This window comes from Micromonospora sp. NPDC005174, from assembly GCF_040608495.1.
Taxonomy (GTDB): Bacteria; Actinomycetota; Actinomycetes; order Mycobacteriales; family Micromonosporaceae; genus Micromonospora.
Window position 1 is genome coordinate 11,910 of the sequence record NZ_JBEXIJ010000051.1, and the last position, 22,211, is coordinate 34,120.

Here is a 22,211-nt window from a genome sequence, read left to right on the forward strand (position 1 = left end):
GTCGTGCCCGGACGGGACGTCCGGAGGTGGCGGTGGAGGGCCGGGACGTGACGTCCCGGCCCTCCGGTGTCGTACTGCTCAGCTCTCGCCGCTCGTGCCGGCGTGCGCGGTGACCCCGGCCTCGGCGCGCTGGGCCGTGGCCGGATCCTTCCAGACGTGCACCCGCTGCGGTGGACGCTGTTCCAGACCGCGCAGGCCGGCGGTCGCGCCCAACGCCTCCGCGTACACCTGGTCGGCGTCGAGGCGGCGCAGCTCCTCGGCCAACTCGTCGCCGAGCGGCCGACGGACCAGCGGCAGAGTCCGGTCGTCCTGGCCGGTACGCCGGAACACCGCCAGGCTGTCCTCGCGGGTCAGCGTCAGCTTGTCGCCGTTGGCACAGGTCAACTGCACCTCCCGCATCCGGGGAAACTCGTCGGTGTCCACCCGGCGCGGGGTGATGCCGAGCCGGCTGGACAGCCAACCGACCATCAGGGCTGCCGTCGGGTCGCTGGGTGGCGCGACGACTGTCGCCTCGGTGACCTGCTCGTTGGTGGTGTCGAACGCCCCGGCGACCAGGGTCCGCCACGGGGTGATCCGGGTCCACGCCAGGTCGGTGTCGCCCGGTGCGTAGTCCCGGGCCCGCTGGCGCAGCGCCTCCACCGGGTCGGCGGCCTGCGCCGTGTCGGTGATCCGCCGGTCGGCGACCACACCGAGGAAGTCGGTGGCGATCTCCGCGGGCGGCTCACCGTGCCACCAGGTCACCACCGGTACGTCCGGCACCAGCAGCGGCATCACCACCGACTCGGCGTGCAGGGCGAGTCGCCCGTACATCCGGGTGACCACCGCCTCGCACGGGCCGAGGCGACCGCCGACCACGATCTCCGCGTCCAGCCGGTTGCGTTCCCGCTCGATGTCGGAGCGGACCACGACCAGCAGCCGGCACGGGTGGGCGGCGGCGGCGATGGTCGCCGCCGCCTCCGCCTCGCGGACCCGCTTCTCGTCCACCACCACGATGAGGGTGAGCGCCATGCCACTGGCCACACCACCGGCGCTACGCCGCTCGGCGGCCAGCGCCTTGACCACCTCGTTGCCGGTGGTGTCCCACAGCCCGATCATGCTCGTCTCCAAGCGCGACCCTCGCGGGCCAGCATCTCGTCGGAGGCCCGTGGACCCCACTCGCCGGCGCGGTACGGCTCCGGTGTGGTGCCCACCCAGGCGTGCTCCAGCGGGTCGATGACCTGCCAGCTCTGCTCGACCTCGGCCGCGTCCGGGAACAGGGTGCGGTCGCCGATCAGCACGTCCAGGACGAGGCGCTCGTACGCCTCCGGGCTGGACTCGGTGAACGCCTCGCCGTACTGGAAGTCCATCGCGATGTCGCGGACCTCCATGGTGGTGCCCGGCACCTTCGAGCCGAACTTGAGCACCACGCCCTCGTCCGGCTGTACGCGGATGACGAGCTGGTTGTTGCCCAACGACTCCATGTCGGCGTCGTTGAACGGCAGGTGCGGCGCCTTCTTGAACATGATGGCGACCTCGGTGACCCGCCGGGGGAGTCGCTTGCCGGCCCGGATGTAGAACGGCACCTCGGCCCAGCGGCGGTTCTGGATGCCGAGGCGTACCGCCACGTACGTCTCCGTCGTGGAGTCGGCGGGGACATCCCGCTCCTCCCGGTAGCCGACCGCGCGCTCGCCGCCCACCCAGCCGGGCAGGTACTGGCCGCGGACGGTGTCCCGGGCCACGTCCTTCGGCAGGGTGATCGCCTTGAGCACCTTCAGCTTCTCGGCGCGGATCTCGTCCGCGTCGAAGCTGGTCGGCTCCTCCATCGCCACCAGGGCGAGGAGCTGGAGGAGGTGGTTCTGCAGGACGTCGCGGGCGGTGCCGACGGTGTCGTAGAAGCCGGCCCGGGTGCCGATGCCGACGTCCTCGGCCATGGTGATCTGCACCGAGTCGACGTACTTCGAGTTCCACAGCGGCTCGAACAGGTTGTTGGCGAACCGCAGGGCCAGGATGTTCTGGACCGTCTCCTTGCCCAGGTAGTGGTCGATGCGGAAGACGTCCTGCCGGGTGAACACGTCGTCGACGAGGTCGTTGAGCGCCTTCGCCGAGGGCAGGTCGTTGCCGAACGGCTTCTCCACCACCACCCGCCGCCAGCCGCCCGACTTCTCGTTGTCGGCCATCCCGGTGCGGGCGAGTTGCTTGAGCACGACGGGGAACGCGGCGGGCGGGATGGAGAAGTAGAACGCCGCGTTGCCGGCGATGCCGTGGGTCTGCCGCAGGTCGTCCAGCGTCGAGGCGAGCTGGTCGAAGGCCGCGTCGTCGTCGAACGACCCGCCGACGAACTTGATGTTGCCGGCCAGCCGCGCCCACACCTCCTCCCGCCACGGGGTGCGGGCGTGCTTGCGGGCCGCCTCGCACGCGAGGGTCTCGAAGTCGCCGTCACCCCAGTCACGGCGGGCGAACCCGAGCACCACGAAGCCGGGCGGCAGCAGCCCCCGGTTCGCCAGGTCGTAGACCGCGGGGAGCAGCTTCTTGCGGGCCAGGTCACCGGTCACCCCGAAGATCACCAGAGCGCACGGCTCCGGAATCCGGGGCAACCGGCGGTCCTGCGGGTCGCGTAGCGGGTTCACGCCTTGGGTCACGTCGTCCATCCTCACGTGCGCAGCTGACCGGCCGCGTCGAGTAGTTGGGCGACCCCGGCGGCCCGGTCGGTCAGGTGCAGCCGCAGTACCGGCCGCTCCCGGCCGGCGAGAGCCTGCCGGTCGCCGGCGGCCTGCGCCGCCTGCAACTCGCCGAAGGTGTACGGCTTTCCCGGCACGTCCAGGTCCTCCGCGACCGCGCCGGTCACCTGCAGGTAGCTGCCCACCTGGGGGCCACCCTTGTGGTACTGGCCGGTCGAGTGCAGGAACCGCGGCCCCCACCCGAAGGTGACGGGCCGGCCGGACGCCTCGGCCAGCAGCGGCCGCAGGCCTGCCGTGTCGGCGTCGGCGAACCGGTCGAGGTACGCCATGACCGCCAGGTAGCCGTCGTCGCCCAGCCCGTCGAGCAGCCAGCGCAGGACGCCGGCCAGGTCACCCGGGGCGCCCTGCGGCGCGTACACCTCGATCGCGCCCTCGGTGAACGACGGCGACTCCGTCGGCAGGCCCGAGGCGAGGATCTTGTTGGTGTTCTCCTTGGACTCGGTGACGTTCGGCTGGTTGAACGGGTCGATGCCGAGCACCACGCCGGCCACCGCGGTGGCGTACTCCCAGGCCAGGAACTGCGCGCCCAGCGGACCGTTGACGGCCACGTCCGGGTCCGCGCCGCCGCCCGGCACGTCACCGGCTGCCAACGCGCCGCCGTAGCTGACGGTCAACACGTCGGCACCGGTCGCGCCGGGACTCTGCGGGGACTCCACGACCACCGGCAGGATGCCCACGCCGGCCTTGCCGGTCGACTCGGCGATGAGCTGCTCGGCCCAGTCGCCCAGGCCGTCGATGCCGGTGCCGTCGGACACCAGGGCGACCTTGTCACGGGCCAGCGTGGCGGCGGCGCCCAGCGCGGCGCCCAGCGCCAGCGCCGGGTTGTCACGGTCGGAGGCGAGCGACTCGGCCAACGCGTCGGCCTGGTCGATCAGCTCCGCCACCTCGACACCGGCCAGCGCGGACGGCACCAGCCCGAACGCGGTCAGCGCCGAGTACCGGCCGCCCACGTTCGGGTCGGCGAGCACGGTGAACGCGCCCATCTCCGTCGCGGTCGTCTCCAACGGCGACCCCGGGTCGGTGACGATGACGAAGTGCCGGCCGGCCTCCGCCTCGGTCATCCCGGCGTCCAGGAACGCCTGCCAGTAGGCGCGGCGGTGGCTGTCGGTCTCCACCGTCGAGCCGGACTTGCTGGCCACCACGACGACGGTGCGTTCCAGCCGGTCACCGAGGGCCGCGCGGACCTGGCCCGGGTCGGTGGTGTCCAGCACGGTCAGCGGCCGGCCCAGCGTCCGCGTGATCACCTCGGGGGCGAGCGACGAGCCGCCCATCCCGGCGAGGACCACGTGGTCCAGGTCGGCCAGCTCGGCCTTCAGCTCGGCGAGCTGCGCCAGCAGCTCCCGGCTGCGCCGGTGGGTGTCCACCCAACCGAGCCGGATCTTCGCCTCGGCCTCGGCGTCGGGCCCCCACAGGCCCGTCTCCTTGGCGGCCAGCCGGCCGGGGACGCCGGCCTTGACCAGCGCCTCCCGGGTCGAGGCCGGTGCGGACTTGTCGACCGCGTCCGCGCCGTACACGGCGAGCCCGGCAGCGGCCTCCACCGGCCCTGCGAGAAGATCACTCATGCCGCCACTCCGCTCCGCTGCGTGCTGATTCGGTCGCTCACGCGCCACCGGCCTTCTCGGCGGCCTTGGCGTTGCCCTTGGCCGCCTTGTTCGGCGCGCCGGTGCCCTGTGCCGCGGCCTTCAGCGACTTGGTCACCCCGTCGAGCAGCTCCTGCCAGCTGACCTCGAACTTCTCCACGCCCTCGCGCTCCAGGGTGGCGATCACGTCGGCGATGTCCACCCCGACCGACTCCAGGTCCGCGAAGACCTTCCGGGCCGCGTCGTAGGCCCCGGTGACGGTGTCACCGCGGGTCTCGCCATGATTGGCGTACGCGTTGACGACCGACTCCGGCATGGTGTTGACCGTGCCGGGGGCGATCAGCTCCTCGACGTAGATGGTGTCCCGGTAGTCCGGGTTCTTCGTCGAGGTGGACGCCCACAGCGGCCGCTGCGGGTGCGCGCCGGCGGCCTCGAGCGCCTTCCAGCGGTCCGAGGCGAACACCTCGGTGTAACGCTCGTACGCGAGCTGCGCGTTGGCGACGGCGGCCTTGCCGCGCAGCGCCTTGGCCTCGTCCGAGCCGATCTTCTCCAGCCGCTTGTCGACTTCGGCGTCGACCCGGGAGACGAAGAACGACGCGACCGAGCCGATTGTCGACAGGTCGTGCCCGTTGGCCTTGGCCTGCTCGAGACCGGCCAGGAACGCCTCCATGACCGCCGAGTAGCGGTCCAGACCGAAGATCAGCGTCACGTTGACGCTGATCCCCTCGGCGAGCGTGTCGGTGATCGCCGACAGGCCCTCCTCGGTGGCCGGGATCTTGATGAAGAGGTTGGGCCGGTCGACGAGCCACCACAGCGCCTTGGCCTCGGCGACCGTCTTGTCCGCGTCGTGCGCGCTGCGCGGGTCCACCTCGATCGAGACGCGGCCGTCCACGCCGGCGCTGCCGTCGTACGACGGGCGCATCACGTCACAGGCCCACCGTACGTCGTACGTGGTGAGCATCCGGACGGCCTCTTCCACGTCCACACCACGGATGGCCAGGTCGCGCAGCTGCCAGTTGTACTCGTCGGCGTCGCTCAACGCCTTCGCGAAGATCGTCGGGTTGGTGGTGACCCCGGCGACGTGCTTCTCACGGCGGAGCTGGTCCAGCCCTCCGGAGCTCAAACGCACCCGGGAAAGATCATCGAGCCAGACCGCCACACCCGCGGCGGTGAGCTCATTCAGCTTGTCGGTCATGCCGTCCACGCTCCCTCAGTTGCCGGTTGTGAAACCGGTGATGTCGCCCACCCGGGCCAGCGAGGCGTGTGCCGCCGCCACGATCCGGTCGGGGGTGAACCCGAACTGCTCGAAGAGCACGGTGTACGGGGCGCTCGCGCCGTAGTGCTCGATGCTGACGCTCTCGCCCAGGTCGCCGACGACCCCGCGCCAGGACATCGCGATGCCCGCCTCCACGCTCACCCGTGCCTTTACCCCGCGCGGGAGCACCGACTCCCGGTATGCCTCGTCCTGCTCGTAGAACCACTCCTGGCAGGGCATCGAGACGACCCGGGTCGGGGTGCCGTCGGCCTCCAGCCGCTCCCGGGCGGTCAGGCACAGCTGCACCTCGGAACCGGTGCCCACGATGATCACCTGGGGCTTGCCGTTGGACGCCTCGGCCAGCACGTAACCGCCCTTGGCCACACCCGCCACGTCACCCAGCACCTCGCGGTCCAGGGTCGGCAGGGCCTGGCGGCTCAGCGCCATCGCGGTCGGCCGGTCGGTGTGCTCCAGCGCCAGCCGCCAGGCCCACGCCGTCTCGTTGGCGTCCGCCGGACGGACCACGTCCAGACCCGGAATGGCACGCAGCGCGGTCAGGTGCTCCACCGGCTGGTGGGTCGGGCCGTCCTCGCCCAGGCCGATCGAGTCGTGCGTCCAGATGTACGTCACCGGCAGCTTCATCAGCGCGGCCAGCCGCACCGACGGGCGCATGTAGTCGCTGAACACCAGGAACGTGCCGCCGTACGGGCGGGTGCCGCCGTGCAGGGCGATGCCGTTGAGGATCGCGCCCATGGCGTGCTCACGGATGCCGAAGTGCAGCGTGCGGCCGTACTCGTCGCCCGGGAAGTCCTTGGTCGCGTGCTCCGCCGGGATGAACGACGGCTCGCCCTTCATGGTGGTGTTGTTGCTCTCGGCCAGGTCGGCCGAGCCGCCCCACAGCTCCGGCAGCACCGGCGCGAGCGCCTCCAGCACCTTGCCGGACGCGGCCCGGGTGGCCACGCCCTTGGCGTCGGCGGGGAAGACCGGCAGCGCGTCGGTCCAGCCGTCGGGCAGCACCCGGCCGGCGAGCCGCTCGTAGAGCGCCGTGCGCTCCGGGTTGGCCTTCTTCCAGGCGTCGAACGCGCCGGTCCACTCCTGCTCGGCGTCGGAGCCGCGTCCCATCACGGTGCGGGCGTGCCCCAGCACCTCCTCGTCGACCTGGAAGGTCTGCTCCGCGTCGAAGCCGAGGATCCGCTTGGTGGCCTTCACCTCGTCGGCGCCGAGCGCCGAGCCGTGGATCTTGCCGGTGTTCTGCTTGTTGGGGGCGGGCCAGCCGATGATGGTGCGCAGCGCGATGAAGGAGGGGCGAGTCGTCTCCGCCTTGGCGGCCACCAGCGCGTCGTACAGCGCCTCGACGTTCTCGTGGTAGTCGCCCTGGTCGGCGTCACCGCTGCGCCAGTCGACGGTCTGCACGTGCCAGCCGTACGCCTCGTAGCGGGCCGCGACGTCCTCGCTCTTGGCGATGCGGGTGTCGTCCTCGATCGAGATCTCGTTGTCGTCGTAGATCACCGTGAGGCTGCCCAGCTGCTGGTGCCCGGCGAGGGCGCTGGCCTCGTGGCTGATGCCCTCCTCGATGTCGCCGTCGGAGACGATGCACCAGATGTTGTGGTCGAAGACCGACGCGCCCGGCTCGGCCTCCGGGTCGAACAGGCCGCGCTCGCGACGGGCCGCCATGGCCATGCCGACCGCGTTGCCCAGGCCCTGCCCGAGCGGACCGGTGGTGGTCTCGACGCCCGGCGTGTGCCCGTGCTCCGGGTGGCCCGGGGTCATCGAGCCCCACTGCCGCAGCGACTTCAGGTCGTCCAGGCTCAGCGGGTAGCCGGACAGGAACAGCTGGATGTAGAGCGTCAGGCTCGAGTGGCCGGCGGAGAGGACGAACCGGTCCCGGCCGGGCCAGTTCGGGTCGGCCGGGTTGTGCCGCATGACCCGGTTGAAGAGAAGGTAGGCCGCGGGCGCGAGGCTCATCGCGGTGCCCGGGTGGCCGTTGCCGGATTTCTCCACGGCATCCATGGCCAGCACGCGGACGGTGTCGACGGCCCGGCGATCGAGGTCGGACCAGTTGAGTTCGGAGTGCGCGGGTCGGTTGGCAGCCACGATGGTTGTGCTCCTCGGCAGATGGGCGGAACCCTCACTGGTGACCCTATCGAGCGTGACTAAACGTCCGCCCGGGGATCTCGCATGGTGTGCGGTACGTGACCACGGGCCGAGTCGTTCAACCCGGTTGTGTGACGGCCCGCACCGTTGTCGGGTCGGCCGGGCAGCCAAAACGACAACGCGTAGTGTGTGGGTCGGTGTGCGGCCCTCGGCCGACCCGATCTCCCCGTGCCGATGCCGGAAGGTGGCAATCCGTGAGCATGATCACCGAGCGCCCCGCGAGCAACCCCGCCGGGCAGTCCCCGGCGCGGGCGGCCGAGGGTCCGGTGGCGCGGCGGAACGTGCGCGCGATCGTGTCGTCGTACGTGGCGCTGACCAAGCCGCGCATCGTCGAGCTGCTGCTGGTCACCACCATCCCGGCGATGATGTTCGCCGAGGGGGGCCTGCCGTCGCTGTGGCTGATGGCCGTGGTGCTCATCGGTGGCTCGCTCGCCGCGGGGGCGGCAAGCGTCCTCAACTGCTACATCGACCGGGACATCGACCAGTTGATGCGGCGGACCAAGCGGCGTCCGCTGCCGGCGCACACGGTGTCGCCGCGTAGCGCCCTGGTCTTCGGGCTGGTCCTGGCGGCGATCTCGATCGTCCTGATGGCGGCGTTCACCAATTTGCTCGCCGCCGGCCTGACGCTCGCCGCGATCGTCTACTACGACGTCGTCTACACGATGTGGCTCAAGCGCTCCACGCCGACGAACACCTTCTGGGGTGGCGCCTGTGGTGCCGCGCCGGTGCTCATCGGGTGGGCGGCGGTCACCGGCGGGCTGGCTCCGGCGGCCTGGGCGCTGTTCGCGGTGGTCTTCTTCTGGCAGATGCCGCACTTCTACCCGCTCGCCATGAAGTACAAGGACGACTACGCCCGGGCCGGCATCCCGATGCTCCCCGTGGTGGCCTCGACCCGCCGCGTGAACGCCGAGATCCTGATCTTCGCCTGGCTCACCGTGCTGACCTCCCTCGCGGTCTGGCCGCTGGGCCTGAGCGCGATCTACGGCGTGCCGACCCTGGTGGTGGGCGCGATCTTCGTGGTCGAGGCGCACAAGCTCTGCCGGCGGGCGACGCGTGGCGAGGCGGTCAAGCCGATGCGGCTGTTCCACTGGTCGACGACGTACCTGACGATCGTGTTCGTGGCCGTCGCGCTCGACGCGCTGATCTGACCCTGGCCGGCACGCGACCTCTGGGTTTCGCCGGCAATCCTGTGAACAGTCACCATCGTGGATGAGTTGTCCCTGTTTAACGTCACATCAGAGTAACTTTCGGTATGAGTCGGATCGGCTCAACCTGGGAGAGGTGCGAGCTGATTTGCCTTCGTGTTTACAGCGGGAAAGTCCGGATTTGAACGGACAGGAAGCACCTGGTTCTCGCTAAACCTGTAGGTAATTGGCATCACAAAAGCTTCATGGTTCTCGCCCGGGCGAGTGGAACTCTGCTTAGGCTTCGCGTCATGGCAGAAGGTTCCGATACGACGCTGACGGCCGAGCAGACCTCCGGCGAGCAGGCCCCGCAGGGCCTGGTCGCGGGGCTCAAGTCGTTCGCCGCCGAACACGGCGGCGCGAAGGCCGTCATCGAGTACGTCGGTAAGCGCGGCGCACGGATCGTCCTCGTGGGCACCGACGGTGAGTGGGGCGACCAGTTCGCCGAGGACACCGTCACGGCCCGGGAGGCGTGCGCCAAGGCGGGAGTCACCGTCGAGAACGCCTGGGAGCGTGAACTGATGGACCAGATGCGACCGAGCAACGACCTCTGGCGGTCGATGGCCCGGCGCACGATGGCCCGCTGAGACACATAGCTGAATCGACCAACCACCACCAGCCGACCCGGGGGGAACCCCGGGTCGACCTATATCGGCGTGTAGCTGGTGAGCAGCATGTCGCGGTGCCCCCCGGTGGGGTTGTCGGCCATCAGGTCGCTCACGTCGTGGCGCAGGCGGCGGTCGTCGGCGTAGAGGCTGGCGAACCGTCCGCTCAGGGTCTGCTGTCCCACCAGTGACCCGTCGTGGTCGTAGAGCGAGGTGGTGCCGCCGGTGACCCCCTCCCGCCCGATGTGGTGCAGGGCGATGAAGTCGAAGCCGTCGCGGTGCACACCCTCCGGTGACGGCCTTCCCGGCTGGTTGTCGGCCGTGACCCGGACCAGGTGGACGTGCGCCAGGAAGCCGTGACAGTCGGCGCCGGCGAGCGGGGCGAACAGCCAGGCGTCGAAGCGTAGGAGGTCCAGGAGAACCGGGTTCGTCGCGAGATCGGTGGGCAGTGCCGCGAAGGTCCGCTCCGTCCCGCCGACGAAGGGGTTGTGCTCGACGCTCTGGAAGTAACCCCGCTGCTCGATCGGCGTCACCTCCTCCCCCTGCGGGTCGCACCGGTAGACGCCGTGCCGCCGGCGCCGGTAGGCACCGCCCCGCAGATAGGGATCCAGCGGTAGCGTCGACCACGCGGCCAGCAGGTCCTCCAGGGCTGCCTGCCTCGTCTCCTGCACCCGGAACGCGGAGGACGGGACGAAGGCGTAGCCCGCCTCGCGCACCCGGCGACGTACCTCATCCGGGTCGGCGACGAGGTCCTGCGCCCTCACGCGTTCTTGGCCCTGCTCAGAAGGATCTCGTTGACCCACGGATGCCACGCCGGATGACGGTGGTGGAAGCGGCACAGCTCCGGACTGGCGTCGAGCATCTCGAGGATGTAGTGCCGCCAGCCTTCCTGGTCGCGGTGGCTGAGTTCCTCCTGCCGCCGCCAGATCCACTCGAAGACGTCCAGGACGAGTTCGGCGGCCGCCTCCACCCGGTGCCGGTCGACGTCGTCCTCGGCGAGCTGCACTCCGTCGTAGAAGTACGGTCTCAGGTCCGGCTGCGCCAGGAAGAGCCGGTCGACTTCCAGGAACAGGTCGGTGCTCCGGTCGTACGCGGCGAATCGGGTGTCCGTACGGGTGTAGCGCAGGGCGACCGCCCCTGACCCGAGCGACACCAGCAGCGCGAAGACGGAGACGGCATCACTGAAGACCATCGACACCCCTAGATCGAGCTTCGTGATCGAAGGGTAGCAACCAGTCATCACCGTCGACGTCCCACCGGTGCTGCCGCGTGTACGCGACGGTCAGGCGGTGACCGCGACCGCCGTCTCGGCCGGCGGCGCGATGTGTTCGCCAGTGGCCGGGAGGCGTTCGCGGGTGGACCACTGGACCGCGAGGGCGGCCAGCAGCACCAGGCACGAGCCGAGCATGTGCGCGCCGACCAGGAGTGCCGGTACGTGGGTGAAGTACTGCACGAAGCCGATGAGTCCCTGGCCCAGCTCCACCGCCAACAGGACGACGGCGGCCCGGGTGGCCCGTCGCGCGCCCACCGCGCGGAACGCGAAGACGAGTGCCACGGACAGGCCGATCAGCAGGAAGACCCCGTCGGCGTGGACCTGGGAGATCGACTCCGGGTCCAGGCCGTTGCGGGCCGCGCCGTGGTCGCCGGCGTGCGGCCCGCTGCCGGTGACCCAGGTGCCGATCACCAGCACCGCGACGGTGACGCCGGTGGTGATCCGGGCGAGCGTGCGCAGGGGAGTGGGCACCACGGCGACCGAGGGGCCGTCCGGGTCGCCGATCCGGCGCCAGAGGGCGTACGCGGCGGCGATCACCGCCATCGAGGCGAGGAAGTGCAGCCCCACCACCCACGGGTTGAGGTTGGTGAGCACCGTGATGCCGCCGACCACCGCCTGGGCGGGGATGCCGAAGAACACGGCGACGGCCAGCGCGAGGAGCCCGGGCCGGCGGGGCCGGTGGACCAGCACGGCCAGCACGGTGGCCAGTGCGACGAGACCGACCGCGAAGGTCAGCATCCGGTTGCTGAACTCGATCACCCCGTACACACCCATCTCGGGCGTGGTGACGTACGAGTCGTCGGTGCACCGGGGCCAGGTGGGGCAGCCGAGGCCCGATGCGGTCAACCGGACCGCCCCGCCGGTGACGACGATGCCCACGTTCGCGATGATCGAGGTGAGCGCGAGGCGGCGCAGCAGGGTGCCGGAGACCGGACGGACGATTCGGTTCACGGCGCAAATCCTACGCACCGTAGTGATCGAGGTTCGTCCGACTCCGACGACGCGGTGGTTCGGATCACCGGGGCCCGGGTTTGCCACCCTCCGGGCAATTACGTAACGTTGGCGTTGTGAAAAACGCGGCGGCGCTCTCCGGGCACCAGTCGACGGCCGACCAGGCCGTCGGCGCGTCCGCGTCCGCCCTCGTCGGGGCCTCGTCGTCCGCGCTGTCCAGTGCCGCGACGGAGATCTCCACCCGTGACCGCGTCACCCAGTTGCTGCTGGAGCGGGGCGCCACCACCGCCGCGCAGCTCGGTCAGGCGCTCGGCCTGAGCCCCGCCGCGATCCGTCGACACCTGGACGCGATGCTCGCCGACGGTGACGTGGTCGCCCGCGAGCAGGCGGTGCAGGGCAGCCGTGGCCGGGGACGTCCGGCCAAGGTGTTCGCGCTGACCGAGGCGGCTCGGGTCCGCTGTGGCACACACCACTACGACAACATGGCCACCGCCGCGCTGCGCTGGATCGCCCACAACGGCGGCGCGGACGCGGTCGACGCGTTCGCCGCCGAGCAGGTCTCCGCGCTGGAGTCGCGCTGCCGCGCCGCCATGGAGGACGCTGGCGACGACCCGCTGGCGCGGGCTGAGGCGCTCGCCGGAGCGCTCACCGCCGAGGGTTACGCTGCCAACGCGACCACTATCGCCTCCGGCGGCCAGCTCTGTCAGCACCACTGCCCGGTGGCACACGTGGCCGCCGAGTTTCCCCAGCTGTGCGAGGCCGAGACCGCGGTGATCTCCCGCCTGGTCGGCACCCACGTGCAGCGCCTGGCCACCATCGCGCACGGCGACGGGGTGTGCACGACGCACATCCCGACCCAGCCGGGCCGTGCTTCATCCGGTAATCCCGTCACCACTGTGAGGACAGATAGATGACCGAGCAGATCGTCCAGCCCCTGACCCAGGAAGAGCAGCTCGCCGCCCTGGGTCGCTACGAGTACGGCTGGTCCGACCCGGACGCCGCCGGGGCAACTGCCCAGCGCGGCATCAACGAGGCGGTGGTGCGGGACATCTCGGCCAAGAAGAACGAGCCGGCCTGGATGCTCGACCTGCGCCTGAAGGGCCTGCGGCTGTTCGGCCGCAAGCCGATGCCGGCCTGGGGCGCGGACCTCAGCGGGATCGACTTCGACAACATCAAGTACTTCGTGCGGTCCACCGAGAAGCAGGCCACCAGCTGGGAGGACCTGCCCGAGGACATCAAGAACACCTACGACCGGCTGGGCATCCCGGAGGCGGAGAAGCAGCGGCTGGTCGCCGGTGTCGCGGCGCAGTACGAGTCGGAGGTCGTCTACCACAAGATCCGTGAGGACCTTGAGGAGCAGGGTGTCCTCTTCCTGGACACCGACACGGCGCTGCGCGAGCACGAGGACGTCTTCAAGGAGTACTTCGGCACGGTGATCCCGGTCGGCGACAACAAGTTCGCCGCCCTGAACACCTCCGTGTGGTCCGGCGGCTCGTTCATCTACGTGCCGAAGGGCGTGCGCGTGGACATCCCGCTGCAGGCCTACTTCCGGATCAACACGGAGAACATGGGCCAGTTCGAGCGGACGCTGATCATCGTCGACGAGGGCGCGTACGTGCACTACGTCGAGGGCTGCACCGCGCCGATGTACTCCTCCGACTCGCTGCACAGCGCGGTCGTGGAGATCATCGTCAAGAAGAACGCCCGCTGCCGCTACACGACCATCCAGAACTGGTCGAACAACGTCTACAACCTGGTCACCAAGCGCGCCGTCTGCCACGAGGGCGCGACCATGGAGTGGGTCGACGGCAACATCGGCTCCAAGGTGACCATGAAGTACCCGGCGGTCTACATGACCGGCGAGCACGCCAAGGGCGAGGTGCTCTCGGTGGCGATGGCCGGCGAGGGTCAGCACCAGGACGCCGGCGCCAAGATGGTGCACGCCGCGCCGCACACCTCCTCGAACATCATCTCCAAGTCGATCGCCCGTGGCGGCGGCCGCACCTCGTACCGGGGTCTGGTGCAGGTGCTGGAGGGTTCGCACCACAGCCGCAGCACGGTCAAGTGCGACGCGCTGCTTGTCGACACCATCTCCCGCTCGGACACGTACCCGTACGTCGACATCCGCGAGGACGACGTGTCGATGGGGCACGAGGCGACCGTCTCCAAGATCAGCGACGACCAGCTCTTCTACCTGATGAGCCGGGGTCTGAGCGAGGACGAGGCGATGGCCATGATCGTCCGTGGCTTCATCGAGCCGATCGCCAAGGAACTCCCGATGGAGTACGCCCTGGAGCTGAACCGGCTGATCGAACTCCAGATGGAGGGCGCGGTCGGCTGACCCGGCCGCCCGATCCCGCCCGACCCTCCGATCCATCGCAGAACAGACCAAGGAAGACATGACTACCCAGGCTTCCGCGCCGCCGCCCAGCACCAAGTCGCAGGCGCTGCGCTCGTACGACGTCGCCGACTTCCCGGCCCTCACCGGCCTGGAGGAGGACTGGCGTTTCACCCCGCTCAAGCGCCTCCGCGGTCTCGTCGGTGACGCTCCGGCCGCGAGCGGCACGGTCCGGCACGAGCACGGCGACCTGCCCGAGGGCGTCTCCGTCACCCGGATCGGCCGGGACGACGAGCGGGTCGGCAGCGTGCTCACCCCGGTGGACCGGGTCAGCGCGTTGGCGTACGGCGCGGCTCCCGACGCCCTGCTGGTGCGGGTGGCGCAGGATGTGGTGCTCGGCGAGCCGGTGAGCCTGCGGGTGGTCGGCACGGGCGCGGAGCAGCCGGCGTTCGGGCACACGTTCGTCGAGGTCGGCCGCTTCGCCGAGGCGACCCTGGTGCTCGAGCACGTCGGGTCGACCACCCTGGCCGACAACGTCGAGGTCGCCGTGGCCGACGGCGCGAAGCTGACGCTGGTCACGGTCGCCGACTGGGCCGACGACGCGGTCCAGGCCCAGCACCTGAAGATCAAGCTGGGTCGGGACGCCAAGGTCGTCCACATCCAGGTGTCCCTGGGCGGCGACCTGGTCCGGCAGTTCACCTCGGTGGAGTACACGGGCCGCGGTGGCGAGGCCGAGCTGTACGGCGTCTACTTCGCCGACGGCGGCCAGCACCTCGAGCACCGGCAGCTCGTCGACCACAACGTGCCGGACTGCCGCAGCTACGTCGGCTACCGGGGCGCGCTGCAGGGCGCGGACGCGCACACCGTCTGGGTCGGCGACGTGCTGATCCAGGCCGAGGCGACCGGCACCGACACGTACGAGATCAACCGGAACCTGCTGCTCACCGACGGCGCGCGCGCGGACTCCGTACCCAATCTGGAGATCGAGACCGGCGAGATCGCCGGCGCTGGCCATGCCAGCGCGACCGGCCGCTTCGACGACGAGCAGTTGTTCTACCTGATGGCCCGGGGTATCCCGGAGGGTGAGGCCCGCCGCCTGGTGGTCCGTGGGTTCTTCGCCGAGGTGATCAACAAGATCCCGGTGGAGCCGCTGCGCGAGCGCCTGGGCGACGCGATCGAGGCCCGGCTGGCGAGCGGGAGGAGTGAGCTTGCGAGCCCCGCACTCGCGAGCGAGGACTTCACCGCCAAGGCCGGCGCCTGATGGTCCGGATCTGCTCCACCGAGGACGTGCCGAAGGGCACCGCCATCAGGGCGGACGTCGACGGCACGCCGATCGCCGTGGTGCACGCCGAGGACGGTCAGTTCTACGCCGCCTACGACGAGTGTTCGCACGCCGCGGTCGCCCTCTCCGAGGGTGAGGTCGACGGCTGCACGCTGGAGTGCTGGCTGCACGGCTCCCGCTTCGACCTGCGCACCGGCGCGCCGACCGGCCTGCCCGCCACCGAACCCGTACCCGTCTACCCCGTCGAAGTCCGCGACGGTGACATCTACCTGAGCCTGACGCCGAGTAATGGAGTGACCCGATAATGAGCACCCTGGAGATCCGCGACCTGAAGGTGTCGGTCAAGCTGCCCGAGGGTGAGCTCAAGCCGATCCTGGCCGGTGTCGACCTGACCGTGAAGTCCGGTGAGACCCACGCGATCATGGGTCCGAACGGCTCCGGCAAGTCCACCCTGGCGTACTCGATCGCCGGCCACCCCAAGTACGAGATCACCGGCGGCACGGTCACCCTCGACGGCGAGGACGTGCTGGCCATGACCGTCGACGAGCGCGCCCGCGCCGGCCTCTTCCTGGCCATGCAGTACCCGGTCGAGGTGCCCGGCGTCTCGGTGGCGAACTTCCTGCGGACCGCCAAGACCGCGATCGACGGCGAGGCGCCGAAGCTGCGCACCTGGGGCGGCGAGCTGCGCGGCGCGATGGAGCGCCTCCAGATGGACCCGGCGTTCGCCCAGCGCAACGTCAACGAGGGCTTCTCCGGTGGTGAGAAGAAGCGGCACGAGATCGTCCAGCTGGAACTGCTCAAGCCGAAGATCGCGATCCTCGACGAGACCGACTCGGGTCTCGACGTGGACGCGCTGCGCGTGGTCAGCGAGGGCGTCAACCGGGTCCGCGACACCGGCGACACCGGCGTGCTGCTGATCACCCACTACACGCGGATCCTGCGCTACATCAAGCCGGACCACGTGCACGTCTTCGTCGCCGGTCGGATCGTCGAGCAGGGCGGTCCGGAGCTGGCCGACAAGCTCGAGGCCGAGGGTTACGAGCGGTACGCCGCCGGAGCCGGCACGGCCAAGGCCTGAGAGGGAGAGGCGCTGTCGAGATGACCAGCATCGCGATCCCCGAGGGGATGCCGCAGTACGACGACGTGCCACGTTTCGACGTGGCCCGGGTGCGCGCCGACTTCCCGATCCTCGACCGGGAGGTCAACGGGCACCCGCTGGTCTACCTCGACAGCGCCAACACCTCGCACAAACCGCGCCAGGTGCTCGACGTTCTCGACGAGCACTACGCGCGGCACAACGCCAATGTGTCGCGCTCGGTGCACACGCTGGGCACCGAGGCCACCGAGGCGTACGAGGGAGCGCGAGCCACGATCGCCGCGTTCATCAACGCGCCGAGCGTCGACGAGGTGGTGTTCACCAAGAACTCCACCGAGGCGATCAACATCGTGGCGTACGCCTTCTCCAACGCCTCGCTGCGCGCGGACGCCGACCCCCGGTTCCGGCTCGGCCCCGGCGACGAGGTGGTGATCTCCGAGATGGAGCACCACTCCAACATCGTCCCGTGGCAGCTGCTCTGCGAGCGCACCGGCGCGACCCTGCGCTGGTTCGGAGTCACCGAGCAGGGCCGGCTGGACGAGTCCGGCCTGGAAGACCTGATCACCGAACGGACGAAGATCGTCTCGCTGGTGCACATGTCGAACATCCTCGGCACCGTCAACGCCACCTCCCGGATCGCCGCGCGGGTCCGCGAGGTAGGCGCGCTGCTGCTGCTGGACTGCTCGCAGTCGGTGCCGCACCTGCCCATCGACGTGGTCGACCTGGACGCCGACTACATCGTGTTCACCGGGCACAAGATGCTCGGCCCGACCGGCATCGGCGTCCTCTGGGGTCGGGGTGAGCTGCTGGCGGCCATGCCGCCGGTGATGGGCGGCGGCTCGATGATCGAGACGGTGACCATGGCCCGGTCGACGTTCGCCGCGCCGCCGGCCCGTTTCGAGGCGGGCACCCCGCCGATCGCCGAGGCGGTCGCGCTCGGCGCGGCGGTCGACTACCTCACCGGCATCGGCATGCCGGCGATCCAGTGGCACGAGAAGGAGCTGACGGCGTACGCGCTGGACGCCCTCGGCGCGGTGCCCGACCTGCGGATCTTCGGCCCGACCGTCCCGGTCGGCCGGGGCGGCACGATCTCGTTCGCCCTGGGCGACGTACACCCGCACGACGTGGGCCAGGTGCTCGACTCGCTGGGCGTGCAGGTGCGGGTGGGCCACCACTGCGCGAAGCCGGTGTGCAGCCGGTTCGGCGTGCCGGCGATGACCCGGGCGTCGTTCTACCTCTACACCACCACCGGGGAGATCGACGCCCTGGTGGGCGGTCTGGAGCAGGTACGGAAGGTGTTCGACTGATGGTGCAGCTCGACCAGCTCTACCAGGAGATCATCCTGGATCACTACAAGCACCCGCACGGGCGGGGCCTGCGTGACGCCGACGACCCGGGCGACCAGGTCGCCGAGGCGCACCACGTCAACCCGACCTGCGGCGACGAGGTCACCGTCCGGGTGGCCACCGACGGCACCGTGCTGCACGACATCTCGTACGACGGCATGGGCTGCTCGATCAGCCAGGCATCGGCGAGCGTGCTGCACGAGTTGCTGCGTGGCCGGGGCGCCGGGGAAGCATTCGAGGTGCACGAGGCGTTCGTCGAGTTGATGTCCGGCCGTGGCCAGGTCACGCCGGACGAGGACGTACTCGGTGACGGGGTGGCTTTCGCGGGCGTCGCCCGCTATCCCGCCCGAGTCAAGTGCGCGCTGCTGCCGTGGATGGCGTTCAAGGACGCCGCGGCACGCGCCGGCGTGGGCGCGAGCCCGGAGGTGACGGCGTGAGCGAGCGCCAGCGAGCGATTTCCAGCAGCACCGTGCTGTCTGGTGGCATCACGAAGCGATCCGGAGGGACGGCATGAGCGAGAACACCGCTACCGCGGCGACGCCGGAGGCCGGTGACGCCACTGCGGCACCGCAGAACGACGCCGTGGCGACCGACGAAGCCGCGACGATCAACGACGCGGCGACCGCCGGTGCCGGCGACGCCGCCGCCGCCTCGGCGGGCGGCGTCAGCAAGGCGATGATCGCCGACATCGAGGAGGCGATGAAGGACGTCGTCGACCCGGAGTTGGGCATCAACGTGGTCGACCTGGGCCTGGTGTACGGGGTGCACGTCGACGACGAGAACGTCGCGACCCTGGACATGACGCTCACCTCGGCGGCCTGCCCGCTGACCGACGTGATCGAGGACCAGACCCGGCAGGCGCTGACCACCGGCCCCGGTGGCGGTCTGGTCAACGACATCCGGATCAACTGGGTGTGGCTTCCGCCGTGGGGCCCGGACAAGATCACCGACGAGGGTCGGGACCAGCTCCGTTCCCTCGGGTTCAACGTCTGACCCGACTCCGTTCCACAGTCTTCGAGCGCGGTGCCCCTCCGGGTGCCGCGCTCGATCCGTTGTGGGTGGCGCGAGAATCGTTAATGGAACGGATCGTTCCGGTCTGCTAGGCTGGACTCAGAACGGAGCGGAACATTCCGTTTCGCAAGTGAGCGAATGCGCTCGCCTGGCGGGGTCGGCGGAGAGGGTCGGGACAATGGACGAGTTGGCGGCGGGGCAGTGGCGAGTCGTGCTCGACCAGGCGCACAGTGCGCTGCGAACGATCGCCGAGGGGGTGCCGGCCGATGCCTGGGACCGGTCCACACCCTGCGAGCTGTGGACGGTCACCCAGGTGCTCCAGCACGCGACCGGTGACCAGATCGGCTACGCGGCGGCGATCACCGGCGGGGCGGGGCCCGAGGAGGACCCGTTCGCGCCCTCCGGCCGGATCGAGGGGGACAAGCTGATCGGGCTGAACGCTGCCCTCGACGCGTCCGCCCGTGCCTGGGCAGGTGTCGGCGAGGACGATCCGCAGGTGCCGACGCCGCTGCCGCAGGGCGCGCTGCCGGCCTCGGTGGCCGCCGTGGCCTGCGCCCTCGACGCCGCGGTGCACGCCTGGGACATCGCGGTGGCCACCGGCCAGCCGTCGCCTCTGCACGACGACCTGGCCCGCCCCCTGATCGAGGTCGCACGGCAGATCGTCGAGCCACTGCGGGCCTACGGCGCGTACGCGGCAGCGCTCGACCCCGGCGAGGAGGCCGACGAGGTCAGCGTCCTGCTCGCCTACCTCGGCCGCGACTCCCGGTGGGCCGAGTCGCGGCGCTGATCCGTCCTGGCGCGTCCAAGATCGTGCTCGATCATGGATGTAGTGGCCTTGGCGACGAGCCGAAGCCACTACATCCTGGTTCGAGCACGATCTTCGACCGGTGCCCGCTGCTCGCCTCCCGGTCGGCGGGCCCGGGCAAGATCCGCGCAACATCAGGGATGTTGCTGCCTCCGGCGCGTCTGAGGCAGCAACATCGGGGATGTTGCGCGGATCTTGGCGCGGGGCGCGGGGCGCGGGGCGCGGGGCGCGGGGCGCGGGGCGCGCTGCAGGATCGGCGCGATGAGGCGGACCCCGGGGCGCGTGGGGAAATTCGTTGCGGGGGTGTGGGGGCGGGGCGCAGGATGCCGACTGTGATTGAGGCGTACGCGACGAAGGTCCTGGTCCCTGCGACGACTGCCGGTCGTCGACAGCGGCCGGTGCCGGAGCGGGCCTCGATCCGGTGCCGACGGCCGTGAGCGCGGCGTTCCTCGCCGGCCTGGTGGCCGGTTACGGCGTCGCGATCCCCGTCGGGGCGATCGCGATCCTGATCCTGGGGCTCAGTGCCCGTACCTCGTTCCGGGTCGGTGCGGCGGCGGCGCTCGCGGTGGCGACGGCCGACGGGCTCTACGCGGCGGTGGCCGCGCTGGGCGGTGCCAGCCTGGCCGGGATCATCGCGCCGGCCGCCGGTCCGTTGCGGGTTGTCGCCGCCGTGGTCCTGGTGGCGCTCGCGGTGCACGGGTTCTGGCGAACCTGGGCGGCCCACCGTGCACGGGGGACGCCGACGGCGCGGGGGAGTCGGGGCGGCATGGGTAGTCCGGGCCGTGCCTACGCGGCGCTGCTCGGGTTGACCCTGCTGAACCCGATGACGGTGCTCTACTTCGTCGCGTTGGTGCTCGGTCGGCCGGAGACGGCCGACGCGGGCCTGCTCCCGGCGGCGCTGTTCGTGGCCGGTGTGTTCCTGGCGTCGGCGAGCTGGCAGCTGCTCATCGCCGGCGGCGGCACCGTGGTCGGCCGCGCCCTGACCGGCCCGCGCGGCCGGCTGGTCACCGGAGTGCTCTCCAGCGTCCTGATCGCGATGCTGGCGGTGGCGGCGCTGCTGCCGGGCTGACGGTCCGCCCGCGCCGGCTGTGGCGTACGGTCGGGCGATGACCAGTCGACCCGCCGCCGGGGGAGGCCGGTGGGTCGAGGTCGACCCGGCCCGCGTCGCCCGCTGGGTGGAGGGCTTCGCCGACCGGCACGGCCCGCACACCACGACCGTGCAGGGGTACGGGCTGCTGCTCACCGCCGCCGACGGGGCCACCGCCGAGGTGTACGCCCCACCCGGGGCGCCGGCCCGCGACGACGTCGTCGGGTTCGTGGCCTCGGCCGTCGCGCCCCGCCGGATCGGCCTGCTGCTGGCTCGCAAGGGCGCGGTGGCGATCGGCGTGGCACAGGGCGCCGACCTGGTGGTCTCCAAGGTGGACACCCGGTACGTGCAGGGGCGCACCGCCGCCGGTGGGTGGTCGCAGCACCGGTTCGCCCGCAGGCGCGACAACCAGGCCAAGGCGGCGTTGGGTGACGCGGCGGACCTGGCCGTACGCCTGCTGCTGCCGGAGGCGGCGAAGCTGGCGGCCCTCGTCTGCGGCGGTGACCGACGGGCCGTGGACACGGTGTTGGCGGACCGGCGGCTGGCCCCGCTCGTGCCGCTGCGGGCCGAGCGGCTGCTCGACGTGCCGGAGCCTCGGCACGCGGTGCTGGTGGCGGCGGTGGGCGCGGCCCGGGCGGTACGGATCCGGTTGCGCGACCCGGCACCCGACGCCGCGGAGTGATCGGGGAGACGGCCGCCACCCAGATCGGGGTTCCCGGCGTGGCGTGGCGTCGTCGGTCGGAGGATGGGCGCGTGGAGTTCCTGGTGGACATGAGGACGACGGTGCCCGAGGGCACGTCGGAGGACGGGGTCGCCGAGATGCGGGCGCGCGAGGCGGCGCGCTCGGCCGAGCTGACGGCGCAGGGCAGTCTGCTGCGCCTGTGGCGGCCACCGCTGGCGCCGGGGGAGTGGCGTACGTGGGGGCTGTTCGAGGCCGCCGACGCGGACGAGCTGGAGGCGGTGCTCGCCTCGATGCCGCTGCGCGCCTGGCGGCGTGAGACGGTCACTCCGTTGACGCCGCACCCGAACGATCCGGGTCAGCCGCCCCGGCAGGCGGGGAGGTGACCGTGGCCGGCAGCGAGGTGGAGATCCTGCGGACCGTCCTGGACCGGTGGAGGTCGGCGGTGGACGCCCACGAGCCGGATCGCGTCGCGTCGGTCTTCACCGAGGACGCGGTCTTCCAGGGCCTGCACCCGTACTCCGTCGGCCGGGAGGGCGTCGCCGCGTACTACGCCGCACAGCCGCTCGGCATGACCGCCGCGTACGAGATCCGGGAAACGCGACGGCTCGCCGACGACGTGGTCCTGGGCTACCTGGAGGTGGAGTTCGGCTTCACCGACCGACCGGCGCTGACGGTGCACCTGGGCGTGGTCGTGCGGCGGGTCGGGAATGTCTGGTTGATCGGGCACTACCAGGTGTCCCGGCTCGACTGAGGCCGAACATGGACGTGGCAGGCCCCGCGGTCATCGGGCCGGCCGGGTCGACTGCGAGCGCGTCGGCGACGGGCAGCGGGAGTCCGGTCGCCGG

General features: G+C 71.0%; 23 protein-coding genes. 15 read left to right on the forward strand and 8 right to left on the reverse strand.

Annotation, left to right across the window (positions count from 1 at the left end):
- Window positions 1-78: 78 nt before the first annotated feature.
- Genes ABZU91_RS31570 through tkt form a run of 5 tightly spaced genes read right to left on the reverse strand, consistent with a single transcriptional unit; the run spans window position 79 to window position 7,646 of the window.
- Window positions 79-1,095, reverse strand: a complete 1,017-nt coding sequence (locus ABZU91_RS31570; RefSeq protein WP_355248577.1) for a glucose-6-phosphate dehydrogenase assembly protein OpcA — start codon at window positions 1,093-1,095, stop codon at window positions 79-81.
- Window positions 1,092-2,606, reverse strand: a complete 1,515-nt coding sequence (gene zwf, locus ABZU91_RS31575; protein ID WP_355248636.1) for a glucose-6-phosphate dehydrogenase — start codon at window positions 2,604-2,606, stop codon at window positions 1,092-1,094. The genes ABZU91_RS31570 and zwf overlap by 4 nt, the downstream gene beginning before the upstream one ends.
- Before the next feature lie 23 nt (window positions 2,607-2,629).
- Window positions 2,630-4,279 carry a glucose-6-phosphate isomerase gene (locus tag ABZU91_RS31580; RefSeq protein ID WP_355248580.1) on the reverse strand — a complete coding sequence of 550 codons (1,650 nt, stop codon included), beginning with the start codon at window positions 4,277-4,279 and terminating at the stop codon, window positions 2,630-2,632.
- Window positions 4,280-4,316: 37 nt separating this feature from the next.
- The gene (tal, locus tag ABZU91_RS31585; RefSeq protein WP_355248583.1) at window positions 4,317-5,492 is read right to left on the reverse strand and encodes a transaldolase; all 1,176 of its coding nucleotides are present in this window, start codon (window positions 5,490-5,492) and stop codon (window positions 4,317-4,319) included.
- A 15-nt stretch (window positions 5,493-5,507) separates the two neighbouring features.
- Entirely contained in the window at window positions 5,508-7,646 is a 2,139-nt protein-coding gene (gene tkt, locus ABZU91_RS31590; protein WP_355248586.1) for a transketolase, read from the reverse strand.
- Between the two features lie 254 nt (window positions 7,647-7,900).
- On the opposite strand from tkt, the gene ABZU91_RS31595 reads away from it, so the two are divergent.
- Together ABZU91_RS31595 and ABZU91_RS31600 are read left to right on the forward strand one after the other, a co-directional pair.
- Window positions 7,901-8,854 (forward strand): heme o synthase, encoded by a 954-nt coding sequence (locus ABZU91_RS31595; protein ID WP_355248589.1) that lies wholly within the window; start codon window positions 7,901-7,903, stop codon window positions 8,852-8,854.
- Between the two features lie 287 nt (window positions 8,855-9,141).
- Window positions 9,142-9,477 carry a hypothetical protein gene (locus ABZU91_RS31600; protein ID WP_355248592.1) on the forward strand — a complete coding sequence of 112 codons (336 nt, stop codon included), beginning with the start codon at window positions 9,142-9,144 and terminating at the stop codon, window positions 9,475-9,477.
- Between the two features lie 59 nt (window positions 9,478-9,536).
- Here ABZU91_RS31600 and ABZU91_RS31605 read toward each other — a convergent pair whose 3' ends face one another.
- From ABZU91_RS31605 to ABZU91_RS31615, 3 genes are all read right to left on the reverse strand, one after another.
- Entirely contained in the window at window positions 9,537-10,259 is a 723-nt protein-coding gene (locus tag ABZU91_RS31605; RefSeq protein WP_355248595.1) for a 2OG-Fe dioxygenase family protein, read from the reverse strand.
- The gene (locus ABZU91_RS31610; protein WP_355248598.1) at window positions 10,256-10,687 is read right to left on the reverse strand and encodes a hypothetical protein; all 432 of its coding nucleotides are present in this window, start codon (window positions 10,685-10,687) and stop codon (window positions 10,256-10,258) included. Before ABZU91_RS31610 ends, ABZU91_RS31605 begins: the two co-directional genes overlap by 4 nt.
- Before the next feature lie 90 nt (window positions 10,688-10,777).
- Window positions 10,778-11,737 carry a COX15/CtaA family protein gene (locus ABZU91_RS31615; protein WP_355248601.1) on the reverse strand — a complete coding sequence of 320 codons (960 nt, stop codon included), beginning with the start codon at window positions 11,735-11,737 and terminating at the stop codon, window positions 10,778-10,780.
- 194 nt (window positions 11,738-11,931) lie between these two features.
- Here ABZU91_RS31615 and ABZU91_RS31620 point away from each other — a divergent pair, with 194 nt between their 5' ends.
- The 13 genes from ABZU91_RS31620 (at window position 11,932) to ABZU91_RS31680 (ending at window position 22,117) form a co-directional block, all read left to right on the forward strand.
- Window positions 11,932-12,633, forward strand: a complete 702-nt coding sequence (locus tag ABZU91_RS31620; RefSeq protein WP_355248639.1) for an HTH domain-containing protein — start codon at window positions 11,932-11,934, stop codon at window positions 12,631-12,633.
- Window positions 12,630-14,060 (forward strand): Fe-S cluster assembly protein SufB, encoded by a 1,431-nt coding sequence (sufB, locus tag ABZU91_RS31625; protein WP_355248604.1) that lies wholly within the window; start codon window positions 12,630-12,632, stop codon window positions 14,058-14,060. The genes ABZU91_RS31620 and sufB overlap by 4 nt, the downstream gene beginning before the upstream one ends.
- 58 nt (window positions 14,061-14,118) lie before the next feature.
- The gene (gene sufD / locus ABZU91_RS31630; RefSeq protein WP_355248607.1) at window positions 14,119-15,318 is read left to right on the forward strand and encodes a Fe-S cluster assembly protein SufD; all 1,200 of its coding nucleotides are present in this window, start codon (window positions 14,119-14,121) and stop codon (window positions 15,316-15,318) included.
- The gene (locus tag ABZU91_RS31635) at window positions 15,318-15,644 is read left to right on the forward strand and encodes a non-heme iron oxygenase ferredoxin subunit (protein ID WP_355248610.1); all 327 of its coding nucleotides are present in this window, start codon (window positions 15,318-15,320) and stop codon (window positions 15,642-15,644) included. Before sufD ends, ABZU91_RS31635 begins: the two co-directional genes overlap by 1 nt.
- Complete coding sequence (sufC, locus tag ABZU91_RS31640; protein ID WP_355248613.1) at window positions 15,644-16,417, forward strand: Fe-S cluster assembly ATPase SufC; 774 nt, start codon at window positions 15,644-15,646, stop codon at window positions 16,415-16,417. Before ABZU91_RS31635 ends, sufC begins: the two co-directional genes overlap by 1 nt.
- Window positions 16,418-16,437: 20 nt before the next feature.
- Window positions 16,438-17,742, forward strand: a complete 1,305-nt coding sequence (locus tag ABZU91_RS31645; RefSeq protein ID WP_355248616.1) for a cysteine desulfurase — start codon at window positions 16,438-16,440, stop codon at window positions 17,740-17,742.
- A 2-nt stretch (window positions 17,743-17,744) separates the two neighbouring features.
- Window positions 17,745-18,218, forward strand: a complete 474-nt coding sequence (gene sufU, locus ABZU91_RS31650; protein WP_355248641.1) for a Fe-S cluster assembly sulfur transfer protein SufU — start codon at window positions 17,745-17,747, stop codon at window positions 18,216-18,218.
- Window positions 18,219-18,291: 73 nt separating this feature from the next.
- Entirely contained in the window at window positions 18,292-18,774 is a 483-nt protein-coding gene (locus tag ABZU91_RS31655; protein WP_355248618.1) for a metal-sulfur cluster assembly factor, read from the forward strand.
- A gap of 196 nt (window positions 18,775-18,970) precedes the next feature.
- The gene (locus ABZU91_RS31660) at window positions 18,971-19,579 is read left to right on the forward strand and encodes a TIGR03086 family metal-binding protein (RefSeq protein WP_355248621.1); all 609 of its coding nucleotides are present in this window, start codon (window positions 18,971-18,973) and stop codon (window positions 19,577-19,579) included.
- Window positions 19,580-20,018: 439 nt separating this feature from the next.
- Window positions 20,019-20,666, forward strand: coding sequence for a LysE family transporter (locus tag ABZU91_RS31665; RefSeq protein WP_355248624.1), 648 nt, complete (start codon window positions 20,019-20,021; stop codon window positions 20,664-20,666).
- Window positions 20,667-20,703: 37 nt separating this feature from the next.
- Window positions 20,704-21,366, forward strand: a complete 663-nt coding sequence (locus ABZU91_RS31670) for an acVLRF1 family peptidyl-tRNA hydrolase (RefSeq protein WP_355248627.1) — start codon at window positions 20,704-20,706, stop codon at window positions 21,364-21,366.
- Between the two features lie 71 nt (window positions 21,367-21,437).
- Window positions 21,438-21,749 (forward strand): muconolactone Delta-isomerase family protein, encoded by a 312-nt coding sequence (locus ABZU91_RS31675; protein WP_355248630.1) that lies wholly within the window; start codon window positions 21,438-21,440, stop codon window positions 21,747-21,749.
- 2 nt (window positions 21,750-21,751) lie between these two features.
- The gene (locus tag ABZU91_RS31680; protein WP_355248633.1) at window positions 21,752-22,117 is read left to right on the forward strand and encodes an SgcJ/EcaC family oxidoreductase; all 366 of its coding nucleotides are present in this window, start codon (window positions 21,752-21,754) and stop codon (window positions 22,115-22,117) included.
- The last annotated feature ends 94 nt before the right edge of the window (window positions 22,118-22,211 follow it).

Bases quoted from the DNA above. Each gene is read 5' to 3' on its own strand.
- ABZU91_RS31570 (WP_355248577.1), bottom strand. From the start codon at position 1,095: ATGATCGGGCTGTGGGACACCACCGGCAACGAGGTGGTCAAGGCGCTG.
- ABZU91_RS31580 (WP_355248580.1), bottom strand. From the start codon at position 4,279: ATGAGTGATCTTCTCGCAGGGCCGGTGGAGGCCGCTGCCGGGCTCGCC.
- tal (WP_355248583.1), bottom strand. From the start codon at position 5,492: ATGACCGACAAGCTGAATGAGCTCACCGCCGCGGGTGTGGCGGTCTGG.
- ABZU91_RS31600 (WP_355248592.1), top strand. From the start codon at position 9,142: ATGGCAGAAGGTTCCGATACGACGCTGACGGCCGAGCAGACCTCCGGC.
- ABZU91_RS31610 (WP_355248598.1), bottom strand. From the start codon at position 10,687: ATGGTCTTCAGTGATGCCGTCTCCGTCTTCGCGCTGCTGGTGTCGCTC.
- sufB (WP_355248604.1), top strand. From the start codon at position 12,630: ATGACCGAGCAGATCGTCCAGCCCCTGACCCAGGAAGAGCAGCTCGCC.
- sufD (WP_355248607.1), top strand. From the start codon at position 14,119: ATGACTACCCAGGCTTCCGCGCCGCCGCCCAGCACCAAGTCGCAGGCG.
- ABZU91_RS31635 (WP_355248610.1), top strand. From the start codon at position 15,318: ATGGTCCGGATCTGCTCCACCGAGGACGTGCCGAAGGGCACCGCCATC.
- sufC (WP_355248613.1), top strand. From the start codon at position 15,644: ATGAGCACCCTGGAGATCCGCGACCTGAAGGTGTCGGTCAAGCTGCCC.
- ABZU91_RS31645 (WP_355248616.1), top strand. From the start codon at position 16,438: ATGACCAGCATCGCGATCCCCGAGGGGATGCCGCAGTACGACGACGTG.
- ABZU91_RS31655 (WP_355248618.1), top strand. From the start codon at position 18,292: ATGAGCGAGAACACCGCTACCGCGGCGACGCCGGAGGCCGGTGACGCC.
- ABZU91_RS31660 (WP_355248621.1), top strand. From the start codon at position 18,971: ATGGACGAGTTGGCGGCGGGGCAGTGGCGAGTCGTGCTCGACCAGGCG.
- ABZU91_RS31670 (WP_355248627.1), top strand. From the start codon at position 20,704: ATGACCAGTCGACCCGCCGCCGGGGGAGGCCGGTGGGTCGAGGTCGAC.